Source organism: Paranoxybacillus vitaminiphilus (assembly GCF_003259935.1).
In the GTDB taxonomy this organism is placed as follows: Bacteria; Bacillota; Bacilli; order Bacillales; family Anoxybacillaceae; genus Paranoxybacillus; species Paranoxybacillus vitaminiphilus.
Genome location: NZ_QLMH01000018.1, coordinates 1 through 13,203, shown reverse-complemented (window position 1 = coordinate 13,203; position 13,203 = coordinate 1). Strand labels below are relative to the sequence as shown.

Below are 13,203 nucleotides of genomic sequence, written 5' to 3'. Positions count from 1 at the left end.
ATGATACTATTGAGTATAGCGTGTTTGATGTGGGAGGAGGTAAGAAATGAATCGGATCTTCCGTAATACGATATTTTATTTATTGATTTTTCTTGTTGTCATTGGCGTTGTTAGTTTCTTTAATGGAAGCAATCAACGGACCGAACCGATGACATATGATGCATTTATGACACATTTGGAAAATGGCGATGTTAAATCGCTTTCAATGAAGCCAGAGCGTGGCGTATATGAAATACGAGGTCAATTAAAGACTTATGAAGAAGACCAATATTTCTCAACGTATGTTGTTAATAGTGAGCAAGTTCTTGACCGGATTGATGCAGCTGCTGAGCGGGCGAGAGTAGAAGTGATGCCGGCAGACGAAACAAGCGGTTGGGTGACTTTCTTCACTTCCATTATTCCATTTGTCATTATTTTTATTTTGTTTTTCTTCTTGCTTAACCAAGCGCAAGGCGGCGGCAGCCGGGTAATGAATTTCGGTAAAAGCAGAGCGAAACTGTATAATGAAGAAAAGAAAAAGGTTCGCTTTAAAGACGTAGCTGGCGCTGATGAGGAAAAACAAGAGCTTATTGAAATTGTAGAGTTTTTAAAAGATCCACGCAAATTTGTCGAGCTCGGCGCACGTATTCCAAAAGGTGTTCTGCTTGTTGGTCCGCCTGGTACAGGTAAAACGTTATTGGCGCGTGCGGTTGCCGGAGAAGCAGGCGTTCCATTTTTCTCGATCAGCGGTTCTGATTTCGTTGAAATGTTCGTCGGTGTCGGTGCGTCACGTGTGCGCGACTTATTCGAGACAGCGAAAAAGAATGCTCCGTGTATCATCTTTATTGATGAAATTGACGCAGTCGGTCGTCAACGCGGTGCCGGTCTTGGCGGAGGACATGATGAGCGCGAGCAAACATTAAACCAATTGCTTGTTGAAATGGATGGTTTCAGCGGTAATGAGGGGATCATTATTATTGCAGCGACAAACCGTCCGGATATTTTAGACCCTGCTTTATTGCGTCCGGGACGTTTTGACCGACAAATTACAGTCGACCGTCCGGATGTAAAGGGACGAGAAGAGGTATTAAAAGTTCACGCGCGCAACAAACCTTTAGATGAATCCGTTGACTTAAAGGCGATTGCGATGCGAACACCTGGATTTTCAGGGGCTGACTTAGAGAATTTGCTGAATGAAGCAGCGCTCGTAGCAGCGCGTCAAAACAAGAAGAAAATTGACATGAGCGACATTGACGAGGCCACAGACCGCGTCATTGCCGGGCCGGCGAAAAAGAGCCGTGTCATTTCCGAAAAAGAGCGCAACATTGTCGCTTACCATGAGGCGGGACATACAGTTATCGGTATGGTGCTTGACGAAGCTGATATGGTCCATAAAGTAACGATCGTACCGCGCGGGCAAGCGGGCGGCTATGCGGTGATGCTCCCGAAAGAAGACCGTTACTTTATGACAAAACCGGAGCTTTTAGATAAAATTACTGGCTTGTTAGGCGGCCGCGTTGCCGAGGAAATTGTGTTTGGTGAAGTAAGTACTGGAGCCCACAATGACTTCCAGCGTGCAACAAGCATTGCTCGCCGTATGGTAACAGAGTTTGGAATGAGCGAAAAACTCGGACCGATGCAGTTCGGTCAATCTCACGGCCATGTCTTTTTAGGCCGCGACCTTCATAATGAACAAAATTACAGCGATCAAATCGCTTATGAAATTGATTTAGAAATTCAACGCATTATTAAAGAATGCTATGAAAGAGCAAAGCAAATTTTAACAGAGCAGCGTGACAAGCTTGAGTTAATTGCGAAAACATTGTTACAGGTAGAGACATTAAATGCAGAGCAAATTAAACATTTATTTGAGCACGGCACTCTTCCTAACGATGGAGAAAATAGCGCTGAACAAAAAGCGGACGATGTAAAAGTAAACATTCACACGAAAAAAGACGAAGAATAAGAGGCTGACCCTAAGCCAAGTGTCAGATCCCACAACCACAATATATAGTATATAACATTGGATAAATCACTATATATGATGAGTTGTGCGTGAGGTCAGACACTTTCGGGTCAGCCCCTTTTTTTCAATCTAATTATTTGTCTTGTTCACGATCACTTATGATATGATGAAAAAAGCAGAAATTTGTAAGAAGTGGGGATGAAGCGATGATTTTTGTTTTGGATGTAGGGAATACAAACACGGTTTTAGGGGTATATGAAGGGGAAGAGTTAAAGCATCATTGGCGTATTGAGACAAGCCGGAGCAAAACGGAAGACGAATACGGCATGATTATTAAATCGCTGCTAAATCATGTTGGTCTCAATTTTTCTGACATTGATGGTATCATTATTTCTTCTGTTGTACCACCAATCATGTTTGCCCTTGAACGCATGTGTATGAAATATTTCCAAATCAAGCCGCTTATCGTCGGACCTGGGATTAAAACAGGATTAAATATTAAATATGATAATCCAAAAGAAGTGGGCGCAGACCGAATTGTAAATGCTGTTGCCGGCATCCATTTATATGGAAGTCCGCTTATTATCGTTGATTTTGGCACCGCTACTACGTATTGCTACATAAATGAGCATAAACAATATATGGGAGGAGCGATTGCACCGGGAATTACGATTTCTACAGAAGCATTATATTCCCGCGCTGCGAAATTGCCGCGCATCGAAATTGCCCGCCCCGATGATATTATTGGTAAAAACACGGTTAGCGCGATGCAGGCGGGGATATTATACGGTTATGTCGGACAAGTGGAGGGAATTGTATCACGGATGAAGGCGCAAAGTCCGGTTCCGCCTAAAGTGATTGCGACGGGCGGCTTAGCTCCTCTTATTGCGGAAGAGTCAAAAGTCATCGATATCGTTGACCCGTTTTTAACATTAAAAGGACTACAGCTTTTATATGCAAAAAACGTCGAGAAAAGATAATGATGAAAGGTGAGTTTATAACATGTCAGACTATTTAGTGAAAGCACTAGCATATAATGGACAAGTAAGAGCATATGCGGTACGTACAACAACAACAATTAATGAAGCGCAGCGCCGTCATCAAACATGGCCGACTGCTTCAGCGGCTCTTGGTCGGGCGATGACCGCGGGTGTTATGATGGGAGCGATGTTGAAAGGAGATAGTAAACTAACGATAAAAATTGAAGGCGGTGGTCCGATCGGCACCATTCTTGTTGACAGCAACGCTAAAGGCGAGGTAAGAGGCTACGTTTCTAACCCTCAAGTCCATTTTGAGTTAAATCAATATGGAAAGCTTGATGTTGCTAGAGCTGTTGGGACCGCGGGGACGTTAACGGTTGTAAAAGATTTAGGCTTACGCGATTATTTTACTGGTCAAGTACCGATTATTTCTGGTGAATTAGGGGAAGATTTTACTTATTATTTCGCTTCTTCCGAACAAACTCCTTCTTCTGTTGGTGTCGGTGTGCTCGTTAACCCTGATAATACGATTCTCGCTGCAGGGGGCTTTATTCTTCAATTAATGCCGGGAACAGAGGAGAAAACGATTGATGAAATCGAAAAAAGATTAAAGTCGATTCCGCCTGTTTCCAAGATGGTTGAGAAAGGATTAACGCCAGAAGAAATACTATATGAATTGTTAGGAAAAGATAATGTGAAAATTCTCGAAACACTCCCTGTTGCTTTCGTGTGCCGTTGTTCAAAAGAGAGAATTGCGGATGCCATTATTAGCCTTGGAGCGAAAGAAATTCAAGAAATCATTGAAGAGGAAGGACATGCTGAAGCATCGTGCCATTTCTGTAATGAGACATATCATTTTACAAAAGAAGAATTAGAGGAATTAAAACGGTTTGCTGAAGGTCATCATGAATAATTTATGCAAAATAATTGACAATTTAGAAAATAATTGATACATTGTTTACAAATTTTATAAAATTACTCGGGATTAGGGGTGGATCATATGGTACGCGTAGCAAATTCGATTACAGAGCTAATCGGACAAACGCCGGTTGTCAAACTAAATCGTCTTGTTGATGAGGATAGTGCAGAAGTATATTTAAAACTGGAGTTTATGAACCCGGGAAGCAGTGTAAAAGACCGAATTGCCTTGTCAATGATTGAAGCGGCAGAAAAAGCAGGAAAAATTAAGCCGGGAGATACAATTATCGAGCCGACAAGCGGAAACACAGGTATCGGTTTGGCGATGGTTGCTGCGGCAAAAGGATATAAGGCGATTCTTGTCATGCCTGATACGATGAGCTTAGAGCGCAGAAATTTATTGCGTGCTTATGGAGCAGAACTTGTTTTGACTCCTGGAAGTGAGGGAATGCGTGGAGCCATTCGCAAGGCAGAAGAACTTGCAAATGAACATGGCTATTTTATGCCGCAGCAGTTTAAAAATGAAGCAAACCCAGAAATTCACCGTTTGACAACGGGCCCTGAAATTGTCGAGCAAATGGGAGAGCAGCTTGATGCATTTGTTGCCGGTATTGGTACAGGTGGAACAATTACCGGTGCTGGCGAAGTGTTGCGTGAAAAATATCCAAATATCAAAATTTATGCGGTAGAACCGGCTGATTCACCAGTGCTTTCCGGCGGAAAACCTGGACCGCATAAAATTCAAGGAATTGGCGCAGGATTCGTTCCAGACATTTTAAATACCAATATTTATGATGAAGTGATTACAGTAAAAACGGAAGAAGCATTTGAAGCGGCCCGCCGTGCTGCGCGAGAAGAAGGAATATTAGGCGGTATTTCTTCGGGTGCTGCCATTCACGCCGCATTAAAAGTGGCAAAGCAGTTAGGGAAAGGGAAAAAAGTTTTAGCGATTATTCCAAGTAACGGTGAACGTTATTTAAGCACACCGCTATATCAATTTGAAGAATAAAGCGCCGCATTCAGCAGAATTTTTCGCACCTTGTAAAGTTTCTGATAGCATCTTTCATCTTGAGATTGCCGTTGGCTGGAACAGTATTACACGAATTCGGCAGGGAGATCGTTCCCTGTCGAAATTTTTTTATTATGATATGAGCTTTCATTCATTGTACAATAGGCTTATGAGTAACAGCATTAGGAGAGTGACAACAATGTTGGAGCAAACGAGAATGGCAGCAGAGCGTAAAATTCCGTATAAACACCGAGACTGGTTCCAACAATATAAACATTTAGCGAAAAACGAGCCATGCCATGTATTACTAGAAAGCGGCCGCGCTGGAAGATACAGCATTATAGCGTTTCGGCCGGTTGGAATTGTTCAAGGAAAAGGGAATAAGCTTATAATTCAATATAAAGGACAAGAGGAACAACGCGAAGGAAATCCGTTGCTTCTCATGAAAGAGTGGTTTGCGCAATTTCAGACAAAACCTCTTGTTGACGGTCCTGATTTTCAAGGCGGGGCAATCGGATATATCAGCTACGACTGTGCGCGCTATATTGAACGTTTACCTAATTGGGCCGAGGACGATTTACAAATTCCCGATTTATATTTTCTGATTTTTGATGATGTGTTTATTTATAATCATCTTACGGAAACATTGCATATCATTACCCATTATATCGAAGGAGAGGAAGATAAAGCGGAAAAACGTCTATCCTTGTATGAATCATTATGGCGCGAACGTATAAGTGATCGAGAAACACTTCCGTTTGTTCCGACGAAAGCAGCCGAATCTGTTTCCATGACAGAAGCACAATTTATAGAAGCGGTTGAGAAAGTAAGAAATTATATTGCGCAAGGAGATGTGTTCCAAGTTAATTTATCGGTGCGACAATCGAAGCCGCTGTTCACTCATCCTCTTTCGATTTATGAAAAGCTTCGTCTGCTTAATCCATCTCCGTATATGGCGTATTTGCAATTCCCTGAATTTCAAATTGTCAGCGGTTCACCTGAGCTGCTTGTCAGGAAAAAAGGTGATAAAATCAGTACGAGACCTATTGCTGGTACACGTTCACGGGGAACAACGCCGCAGGAGGACATGGCGATTGCCAGTGAATTAATGAATAACGAGAAAGAGCGGGCCGAGCATGTCATGTTAGTTGATTTGGAACGAAACGATTTAGGTCGCGTGTGTAAATACGGAACGGTGAAAGTAGATGAATTTATGACGATTGAAAAATACTCCCATGTGATGCACATTGTTTCTCATGTATCGGGGGAGTTAGCGGAAGGAAAAGATGCATTTGATGTCATTCAAGCGGTTTTTCCAGGCGGGACGATTACGGGGGCGCCAAAGGTACGTACGATGGAAATTATTGAAGAATTGGAACCGGTGCGTCGCGGTATTTATACAGGCTCCATTGGCTGGATTGGTTTTAACGGGGACATGGAACTCAATATTGTCATTCGCACGATGATTGCTAAAGATGGACTGGCGCATGTTCAGGCAGGAGCAGGAATTGTTATTGATTCCCGTCCCGAATACGAATACAAAGAGTGTTTGAAAAAAGCATTTGCCCTTTGGAAAGCAAAAGAGCTGAGCGAAGCAGAGCAAGAATCTATGAGCATGAGGTGAGAAAGATGATTTTAATGATTGATAATTACGATTCATTTACGTATAACTTAGTACAATATTTAGGGCAATTAGGAGAAGAATTAATTGTTAAACGAAATGATGAAATAACCATTAAGGAAATAGAAGAGCTGAGCCCGGAATTTTTAATGATTTCGCCTGGTCCATGCAGTCCGAATGAGGCGGGAATTAGCATGGCAGCGATTGAACATTTTGCCGGAAAGATCCCGATTTTTGGGGTGTGCCTTGGCCATCAGTCGATCGCTCAAGTGTTTGGCGGAGATGTTGTGCGGGCAGAGCTGTTAATGCACGGAAAGACATCGCAAATTTTTCACGATGGAAAAACGATTTTCACAGGCTTACCTCAACCGTTTACCGCTACTCGTTATCATTCGCTCATTGTCAAAAAAGAAACACTGCCACACTGCTTTGAAATTTCCGCTTGGACGGATGCGGATGAAATTATGGCAATTCGCCATAAAACATTACCGATTGAAGGTGTCCAATTCCATCCGGAATCAATTATGACAAGCCATGGATTAGAGATGTTAAAAAACTTTATTGACCAGTATAAAAGGGTTCGATAATGATGTACGTTTACGTAAATGGCCACATTGTCAAAAAAGAGGAGGCGCGCATTTCGCCGTTTGACCACGGTTTTATGTATGGAATTGGTTTATTTGAAACATTTCGCACTTATGAAGGGCATCCTTTTTTATTAGATGATCATCTTCAACGTTTAAACGATAGCTTGCAAGAGGTAAATATTAAGCTACAATTAAAGCGCGCTGAAGTTGTAGAAATCATTCAACAGTTACTAGAAGCTAACAAATTGAAAGACGCTTATGTACGCCTTAATGTTTCCGCGGGAATAGGCGATTTAGGCTTACAGACGAATGAGTATGAAGAGCCGACGATTATTATTTATATGAAGCCTGTTCCGCATTTTTCTTCCAATGAAAAGGTATGTAAGATTTTAAACACACGAAGAAATAGTCCAGAGGGAGAAAAGCGTTTAAAATCTCATCACTATTTAAATAATATTTTTGGCAAACGGGAAATTGGGAATCATCCTAACATAGAGGGGATTTTTCTCACTGAATCCGGCTTTGTAGCCGAAGGGATTGTTTCCAATATTTTTTGGGTAAAAAATGATATTGTTTATACTCCTTCGCTTGACACGGGGATTTTAAACGGTATTACAAGACAATTTGTTTTAACGCTGCTTTCCGCATTAGGAATTGAGTACGAACAAGGATTGTATAAGCTTAATGAGCTAGAGCAGGCCGACGAAATATTTTTAACCAATTCGATTCAAGAAATTGTTCCCGTTCGGCAGTTAAATACCCGGATGTATCCGGGGGTTAAAGGTTCATTAAGCAAAATGTTAAAACAACAATATCAGCGTTTTACAACGTCTTTATGGACAAGATGTGAATTGAAAGAAAGGATCGAAAAGGAATGAGCAATTTTATTATCGACTGCGGTTCTTATCAGTTAAATCTCCAACATAAAACGCTCATTATGGGCATTTTAAATGTGACCCCCGACTCCTTTTCCGATGGCGGTAAATTTAATGCGATTGACCTTGCAGTGGAACATGCGAAAAAGCTAGTCGCTGATGGGGCGGATATTATTGATATCGGCGGCGAATCAACGAGACCTGGAGCGGAGAAGGTGCCGTTAGACGAAGAACTAAGACGTGTTATTCCCGTAATTAAAGCTGTGTCAGAAGCAGTTGACGTTCCGATTTCTGTAGATACGTATAAGGCAGAGGTTGCGAAACAGGCGATTGAAGCGGGTGCGCATATCATTAATGATGTATGGGGAGCAAAAGCCGATCCACAAATGGCGGAAGTAGCCGCTTATTATAACGTCCCGATTATTCTTATGCATAATCGCCATAATCGAGATTATAAGAACCTGATAGCTGATATGATAGCTGATTTGTTTGAAAGCATTTCAATCGTAAAAAAAGCGGGAGTGAAAGATGAGAAAATCATTTTAGACCCCGGCATCGGTTTTGCAAAAACTTTTGAACATAATCTTGAAGTGATGCGTAATTTAGAACAATTTACCGAATTAGGATATCCTGTTTTGCTGGGAACATCGCGGAAGTCGTTTATTGGGCATGTTCTAGACTTGCCTACAGACGAGCGCGTTGAAGGAACGGGAGCTACCGTTTGTCTTGGAATTGCGAAAGGTGTACAAATTGTCCGCGTTCATGATGTGCTGCCAATTGCCCGAATGGCGAAAATGATGGATGTGATGCTCGGTAAAGGAGGGGAACATAATCGATAAAATTTATATAAACCGGATGCAATTTTACGGCTATCACGGTGTGTTTCCGGAAGAAAATAAATTGGGGCAAGTGTTTTTGGTAGATTTAGTTATTGAAATGGATTTAAGAAAAGCAGGGCAAAGCGATGATTTGAATGATACGATTAATTATGCGGAACTGTACCGTATCTGTCGGGAAATTGTTGAAGGAAAGCCGTTTAAGTTGATTGAAACAGTAGCTGAGAAAATTGCTGCTACCATCTTGGCTGATTTTCCATCCATCTCTAATTGTACAGTAAAAGTAATAAAACCAAATCCGCCCATACAAGGACATTATGAGTCAGTGGCAGTAGAAATAGTAAGGGGTCGTTAAATGGTAAATAATGCATATATTGCTCTTGGATCAAATATTGGCAATCGCCTTCAGTATTTGCATGATGCAGTAAAAAAATTAGATGAGCATGAACAAATTTCTGTTGTTGATACATCTTCAATCTATGAGACAGAACCAGTTGGCTACATAGAACAAGATTATTTTTTAAATATGGTTGTCCGAGTCAAAACGGCCCTTTCTCCGTTTGCGTTATTAGAAGTGACGCGGAAAATTGAAGATGATTTTGGAAGAAAACGGGTGATTCGCTGGGGGCCAAGAACGTTAGACCTTGACATTTTATTGTATAATCAAGAAAATATTGAGACAGAGCAACTTATCATTCCGCATCCTCGCATGTTGGAGAGAGCATTCGTGTTAGTGCCGCTTTTAGAGCTTAATCCTAATATTTATATTCCTAACAATGAAAAAAGTCTATTGTTGATAATAGATGAATTACCTGACAAAGAAGGGGTTCGTATATGGAAGCAGAAAAGTGGGGAAGACGTATTCGCGCTTTTCGAAAACTAAAAGGGTATACACAGGAAAGTTTTGCTAAAAAATTGGGAGTGTCTGTGTCTGTTTTAGGCGAAATAGAGCGCGGTAACCGGTTGCCAACAGAGCAGTTTTTGCAGATGGTGGCTGAACGGTTAAATATCACAGTAGAAGAGCTTTCTCCACCGAAACATCATACTTAATCCATTTTAAAAAGAAGGGAGGATGGAACATGTTAAAAATCGGTGATATTGAAATGAAGAATCCTGTTGTATTGGCTCCGATGGCGGGGGTTTGCAATTCTGCCTTTCGTTTAACAGTGAAAGAATTCGGAGCTGGCCTTGTTTGTGCGGAGATGGTTAGCGATAAGGGGATTGTATTTAATAACCAAAAAACGATAGAGATGTTATATATTGATGAGCGGGAGAAACCATTAAGTTTGCAAATTTTTGGCGGCGAAAAAGAAACGTTAGTCGAAGCAGCAAAATTTGTTGATAAAAATACAAATGCCGATATTATTGACATCAATATGGGATGCCCTGTTCCGAAAATTACAAAATGCGATGCTGGTGCGAAATGGTTGTTAGACCCTAACAAAATTTACGATGTAGTGGCTGCGGTTGTCGATGCAGTAGAGAAACCAGTTACAGTGAAAATGCGGATCGGCTGGGATGAAAATCATATTTATGCGGTCGAAAATGCCCAGGCTGTTGAGCGTGCCGGGGGTAAAGCAGTTGCTGTTCATGGAAGAACAAGAGCACAAATGTATGAAGGAAAAGCAGATTGGAATGTTATTAAGCAAGTAAAAGAAGCAGTAAGTATTCCTGTCATTGGAAACGGGGATGTACAAACTCCACAAGACGCAAAAAGAATGCTGGAAGAAACAGGCGTGGATGGTGTAATGATTGGACGCGCTGCTCTTGGAAATCCATGGATGATTTATCGTACTGTACGTTATTTAGAAACAGGAGAGCTCATCCCTGAACCGTCTGTCCGAGAAAAGATTGATGTATGTATTTTGCACTTGGATCGTTTAATCGCATTAAAAAATGAACATATTGCAGTAAAAGAAATGCGCAAACATGCTGCTTGGTATTTAAAAGGCATTCGTGGAAATGCGAAGATTCGCAATGCGATTAACGAGTGTAGCACGCGTGAAGAACTTGTCTCACTTTTAACCAATTTTGCGGCAGAGGTAGAAGAAAAGCAACAAAGCAGTGCCCAAGCTGTATGATGAATTTGATTACACCGACTGCCAGCTCGTTTGCTGGCAGTATTCTTGTAAATATAAAATGTACAATGGAGTGAATGGCATGAGTCATGAAGAATTAAATGATCAACTGTTAGTCCGTCGTGAAAAGCTGCGTAAACTAAGAGAAAAAGGCTTAGATCCATTTGGAAAACGTTTTGAACGCACGCATAAAGCACAAGAACTCTTTGAATTATATGGAGATTTATCAAAAGAAGAATTAGAAGAGAAACAAATTAAGGTTGCCATTGCCGGTCGGATTATGACTAAGCGCGGTAAAGGTAAAGCCGGATTTGCCCACATTCAAGATGTAACAGGACAAATTCAAATCTATGTTCGTAGAGATGATGTGGGTGAAGAGCAATATGAAGTGTTCGATATTTCCGATTTGGGTGATATTGTTGGCGTTCACGGCACGGTCTTCAAAACAAAAGTAGGCGAATTATCAATAAGGGTTTCTTCTTATGAATTGCTGACGAAATCATTGCGTCCGCTTCCGGAAAAATATCATGGTTTAAAAGATATTGAACAACGCTATCGCCAACGTTACCTTGATTTAATTATGAATCCGGAAAGCAAAAATACGTTTATTACGCGCAGTTTAATTATTCAATCAATGCGTCGCTATCTAGATAGTCATGGTTATTTGGAAGTAGAAACACCGATGATGCATTCCATCGCCGGAGGTGCAGCGGCTCGTCCGTTTATTACTCACCACAACGCATTAGATATTCCGTTGTATATGCGCATTGCGATTGAGTTGCATTTGAAACGTCTAATTGTTGGCGGATTAGAAAAAGTATATGAAATTGGCCGTGTGTTCCGTAACGAAGGTATTTCTACACGTCACAATCCGGAGTTTACTATGCTTGAGCTATATGAAGCATATGCAGATTACAAAGATATTATGAAACTGACTGAAAATATGATCGCTCATATTGCCCAAGAAGTATTAGGTACAACGAAAATTCAGTATGGAGAACATACAGTTGATTTGACACCTGAGTGGAAACGACTCCATATGGTAGATGCCATTAAAGAATATGTTGGGGTAGACTTCTGGAAGGAAATGAGCGATGAAGAAGCAAGAGCTTTAGCAAAAGAACACGGTGTAGAAGTTGCTCCACATATGACATTTGGACATATTGTAAACGAGTTCTTTGAACAAAAAGTAGAAGACAAGCTTATTCAACCAACATTTATTTATGGTCATCCAGTGGAAATATCACCGTTGGCAAAGAAAAATCCGGATGATCCGCGGTTTACCGATCGTTTTGAGTTGTTTATCGTTGGTCGTGAACATGCAAACGCATTTACTGAACTAAATGATCCGATTGATCAAAGAGAACGTTTTGAAGCTCAATTAAAAGAGCGTGAACAAGGTAACGATGAAGCGCATGAAATGGATGAAGATTTTATTGAAGCATTAGAATACGGTATGCCGCCAACAGGTGGTTTGGGTATCGGTATTGACCGTCTTGTTATGCTATTGACTAATTCTCCATCTATTCGTGATGTGTTGTTATTCCCACAAATGCGTAATAAATAATAAATTTGTAGTCGGGGCTGCTTCCATAAGTGTTTGACCCTCGCGTATACCCAAAATATATAGTGTTTTTATGTCCTATATATGATGGGGGAAGGTTTGACACTTTGCTTTTGAGTCAGCCTCGGCTTAAAATTTTTTTACAAAATATTATTGACTTGTTTATATCATCATGATACATTAAATAAGCGTCGCTTTTGAGACGTGAAAAATAATATGAATAAAGTATAAAAAAGTTGTTGACAATAAAAGTTTGAAGTGATATATTAAGAAAGTCGCTTGTAGGCGACTGTAATGAATGTTCTTTGAAAACTGAACAAAACGAAGCGTCTACAAAGAAAAGCGGAAGCGCCGCGGTTAGCTCTCAAAGCCAAATGTTCTTCACCCGCAGAAGTGCTTGCACTTCGAGGGGGAAGGTTATTTGGCAGAAGAGAGCTAGGCGCTGAAGCTAGACAATAAGAAAAGCGGAAGCGAGCGTTTAGCGCCGGGAGGAAAATGTTCTTCCGACGAGACATACTTGTATGTCGATGGAGGAAGGTTATTTTCCGCGAGGCGCTGCGAGCTGAAGCTAGACATTAGAAGCTAGACAACTCTTTCTATGGAGAGTTTGATCCTGGCTCAGGACGAACGCTGGCGGCGTGCCTAATACATGCAAGTCGAGCGGACCAAAGGGAGCTTGCTCCCTGAGGTTAGCGGCGGACGGGTGAGTAACACGTGGGCAACCTGCCCTGCAGACCGGGATAACTTCGGGAAACCGGAGCTAATACCGGATAATACCGAAAACCGCATG

13 protein-coding genes and 1 rRNA gene are annotated in these 13,203 nt (G+C 41.3%); all 14 read left to right on the top strand.

Going from position 1 to position 13,203, the window contains the following annotated elements:
* The first annotated feature begins 46 nt into the window (after positions 1-46).
* Complete coding sequence (ftsH, locus tag B0I26_RS14920; RefSeq protein ID WP_111646213.1) at positions 47-1,945, top strand: ATP-dependent zinc metalloprotease FtsH; 1,899 nt, start codon at positions 47-49, stop codon at positions 1,943-1,945.
* A 206-nt stretch (positions 1,946-2,151) separates the two neighbouring features.
* On the top strand, positions 2,152-2,925 hold the full coding sequence (locus tag B0I26_RS14915; RefSeq protein ID WP_111646212.1) for a type III pantothenate kinase: 774 nt from the start codon (positions 2,152-2,154) through the stop codon (positions 2,923-2,925).
* A gap of 22 nt (positions 2,926-2,947) precedes the next feature.
* On the top strand, positions 2,948-3,838 hold the full coding sequence (gene hslO, locus B0I26_RS14910) for an Hsp33 family molecular chaperone HslO (RefSeq protein ID WP_111646211.1): 891 nt from the start codon (positions 2,948-2,950) through the stop codon (positions 3,836-3,838).
* Between the two features lie 87 nt (positions 3,839-3,925).
* Positions 3,926-4,852, top strand: coding sequence for a cysteine synthase A (gene cysK / locus B0I26_RS14905; protein WP_111646210.1), 927 nt, complete (start codon positions 3,926-3,928; stop codon positions 4,850-4,852).
* A 199-nt stretch (positions 4,853-5,051) separates the two neighbouring features.
* Positions 5,052-6,476, top strand: a complete 1,425-nt coding sequence (pabB, locus tag B0I26_RS14900) for an aminodeoxychorismate synthase component I (RefSeq protein ID WP_111646209.1) — start codon at positions 5,052-5,054, stop codon at positions 6,474-6,476.
* Between the two features lie 5 nt (positions 6,477-6,481).
* Positions 6,482-7,060: an aminodeoxychorismate/anthranilate synthase component II gene (pabA, locus tag B0I26_RS14895; protein ID WP_111646208.1), complete on the top strand. Its 579-nt coding sequence runs from the start codon at positions 6,482-6,484 to the stop codon at positions 7,058-7,060.
* 2 nt (positions 7,061-7,062) lie between these two features.
* Positions 7,063-7,938 carry an aminodeoxychorismate lyase gene (pabC, locus tag B0I26_RS14890; RefSeq protein WP_111646253.1) on the top strand — a complete coding sequence of 292 codons (876 nt, stop codon included), beginning with the start codon at positions 7,063-7,065 and terminating at the stop codon, positions 7,936-7,938.
* The gene (folP, locus tag B0I26_RS14885; protein ID WP_111646207.1) at positions 7,935-8,774 is read left to right on the top strand and encodes a dihydropteroate synthase; all 840 of its coding nucleotides are present in this window, start codon (positions 7,935-7,937) and stop codon (positions 8,772-8,774) included. Before pabC ends, folP begins: the two co-directional genes overlap by 4 nt.
* Entirely contained in the window at positions 8,767-9,126 is a 360-nt protein-coding gene (gene folB / locus B0I26_RS14880) for a dihydroneopterin aldolase (RefSeq protein WP_111646206.1), read from the top strand. Before folP ends, folB begins: the two co-directional genes overlap by 8 nt.
* A complete protein-coding gene (gene folK, locus B0I26_RS14875; RefSeq protein WP_111646205.1) occupies positions 9,127-9,654 on the top strand; it encodes a 2-amino-4-hydroxy-6-hydroxymethyldihydropteridine diphosphokinase in 528 nt (175 codons plus the stop codon).
* Positions 9,606-9,821: a helix-turn-helix domain-containing protein gene (locus B0I26_RS14870; protein ID WP_111646204.1), complete on the top strand. Its 216-nt coding sequence runs from the start codon at positions 9,606-9,608 to the stop codon at positions 9,819-9,821. The genes folK and B0I26_RS14870 overlap by 49 nt, the downstream gene beginning before the upstream one ends.
* Before the next feature lie 29 nt (positions 9,822-9,850).
* Positions 9,851-10,852 carry a tRNA dihydrouridine synthase DusB gene (gene dusB / locus B0I26_RS14865; RefSeq protein ID WP_111646203.1) on the top strand — a complete coding sequence of 334 codons (1,002 nt, stop codon included), beginning with the start codon at positions 9,851-9,853 and terminating at the stop codon, positions 10,850-10,852.
* Between the two features lie 79 nt (positions 10,853-10,931).
* Positions 10,932-12,416, top strand: a complete 1,485-nt coding sequence (gene lysS, locus B0I26_RS14860; protein ID WP_111646202.1) for a lysine--tRNA ligase — start codon at positions 10,932-10,934, stop codon at positions 12,414-12,416.
* A gap of 592 nt (positions 12,417-13,008) precedes the next feature.
* Positions 13,009-13,203 (top strand): 16S ribosomal RNA (locus tag B0I26_RS14855); the annotation flags it as partial.

What these genes read in the sequence shown, in the direction of transcription:
- ftsH (WP_111646213.1), top strand. Translation starts at nt 47, where the DNA reads ATGAATCGGATCTTCCGTAATACGATATTTTATTTATTGATTTTTCTT.
- B0I26_RS14915 (WP_111646212.1), top strand. Translation starts at nt 2,152, where the DNA reads ATGATTTTTGTTTTGGATGTAGGGAATACAAACACGGTTTTAGGGGTA.
- hslO (WP_111646211.1), top strand. Translation starts at nt 2,948, where the DNA reads ATGTCAGACTATTTAGTGAAAGCACTAGCATATAATGGACAAGTAAGA.
- cysK (WP_111646210.1), top strand. Translation starts at nt 3,926, where the DNA reads ATGGTACGCGTAGCAAATTCGATTACAGAGCTAATCGGACAAACGCCG.
- pabB (WP_111646209.1), top strand. Translation starts at nt 5,052, where the DNA reads ATGTTGGAGCAAACGAGAATGGCAGCAGAGCGTAAAATTCCGTATAAA.
- pabA (WP_111646208.1), top strand. Translation starts at nt 6,482, where the DNA reads ATGATTTTAATGATTGATAATTACGATTCATTTACGTATAACTTAGTA.
- pabC (WP_111646253.1), top strand. Translation starts at nt 7,063, where the DNA reads ATGTACGTTTACGTAAATGGCCACATTGTCAAAAAAGAGGAGGCGCGC.
- folP (WP_111646207.1), top strand. Translation starts at nt 7,935, where the DNA reads ATGAGCAATTTTATTATCGACTGCGGTTCTTATCAGTTAAATCTCCAA.
- folK (WP_111646205.1), top strand. Translation starts at nt 9,127, where the DNA reads ATGGTAAATAATGCATATATTGCTCTTGGATCAAATATTGGCAATCGC.
- B0I26_RS14870 (WP_111646204.1), top strand. Translation starts at nt 9,606, where the DNA reads ATGGAAGCAGAAAAGTGGGGAAGACGTATTCGCGCTTTTCGAAAACTA.
- dusB (WP_111646203.1), top strand. Translation starts at nt 9,851, where the DNA reads ATGTTAAAAATCGGTGATATTGAAATGAAGAATCCTGTTGTATTGGCT.
- lysS (WP_111646202.1), top strand. Translation starts at nt 10,932, where the DNA reads ATGAGTCATGAAGAATTAAATGATCAACTGTTAGTCCGTCGTGAAAAG.